1 protein-coding gene and 1 pseudogene are annotated in these 1,453 nt (G+C 56.7%); both read right to left on the bottom strand.

The window, feature by feature from the left end; genetic code table 11:
* Nucleotides 1–224: 224 nt before the first annotated feature.
* The gene (locus F6J90_RS43325) at nucleotides 225–971 is read right to left on the bottom strand and encodes a hypothetical protein (protein WP_293109135.1); all 747 of its coding nucleotides are present in this window, start codon (nucleotides 969–971) and stop codon (nucleotides 225–227) included.
* 354 nt (nucleotides 972–1,325) lie between these two features.
* Nucleotides 1,326–1,453 (bottom strand): annotated as a pseudogene (locus F6J90_RS43330) (hypothetical protein); the annotation flags it as partial.

Consider the following 1,453-nt stretch of genomic DNA (forward strand, 5'->3'; position numbering starts at 1 on the left):
CGGGTGTACATCACGCACTAGAGCGAGTCTGTTGCGACAGTGTTATGTACGGTGGGAACAATAAGCATCATTTGCTTAATCGACACAGGAAGTGGCGCAGGCGGTGAACCTGGAGTTCAGACGTGTGTTTTTTTTTTTCCCGTTATCGATGCGTACGGCGGCTGCATCGCCGATCGGCACGACGGCGGTTCCAAAATACTGCCAGGTATCCTCGGCGACAGCGATCACTTCGACATCGGCGTCGACCGGTGGTGCGGCACCTGGATCGAGACATTCGGCAGCCGCGGTTTCTCGGCGAGGATTTTTTCAATGCTCTCGGGTTGCGTAACCTGTATGCGCGCGCGCAATTCGGGCGGAAGCCGTCTGAGCAACGCGGTCAGCGCGTACTGTTCGCCGAGTTCGTGCAGCGGCGTATCCTGGAATGCGGCTTCGTCGACGACGAACGAGGTGTGCAGGCCCGACCGGGCAAAGTTTTCGAATTCTGCGGCGCTGTCGTCGAGATCTCTGGCGTAGCGCCAATGGCGCAGATTCCAAGAATAAAGGCCAATACAATATGCACCGGTCTTGCGGTACTCAATGGCGTCGCTCCAGTCGAGCGGTGGCGCGGCGGCGATACCGTAGTCGGTCCATGCCTGGTCAGCGACGAATTCGACACGCTCCGCGAGGCGCGGGAGCGTATTCAGTCGCGGCACGATATTGGCCTGATCACAGACCACGGTGATGCCGCCGGCAAGCGCTCCTTTGGTAGCACACTCGACGGTTTCCTTGGGTGCCGCGATCCAGTCGCGCAATCCGCACAACAGATCGGTCGCGGCAGGCAATACGATCTGATTCGGGCCGAGATCGATGGAATCGGCGGCGTCTCGCCGATCGTCGGGTTTGACGGATTGGATGACGCCGTCTTCGATGTGAATGATTGCGGGCCGGACCTCGCCATCGATATAGGCGGGTCCGTTAATGTTTAGGCTCACGATGTTTCTCCTCCGGGTCACGGAATTTCGGATGCGGGGTTATTGCAGCAATAGCGTGCGGAGGGGCGCTCAGGAAAAGCCGGTTCTCCAGGCAAGAAACGCGCGGTTGTACATCGGTGACAAGTGCTCAACAAAGGAATTCTTGGAGCTCAGCAGACCGCAAATTGCGTATGCCTGTCAAGCATGAATACATCACGAGTCAATGCTTGATGAGCATGGGCTGGTGTCCAATACTCAGCAACTCCAGGTTTGGTCTAACGCTATAATCAGGCACTGCGGCAACCTATTCGACCTAAAGACAACGACAAGAACACGGCGAATCACTTTATGCCATCAGGAAAGTCTCGGTCCTTCGGCCCCCGCATCGATTACCCGTTCCAGGACTTCGTAGAGATACTCGGGATCGCTGCGCCCTGCATCCTCCGGGGAAAATTCCACATCATCCACAAAAGACTTCGCATAAGCCACCATTTCTGGAGCAA

Source organism: Moorena sp. SIOASIH, assembly GCF_010671925.1.
Lineage (GTDB): Bacteria > Cyanobacteriota > Cyanobacteriia > Cyanobacteriales > Coleofasciculaceae > Moorena.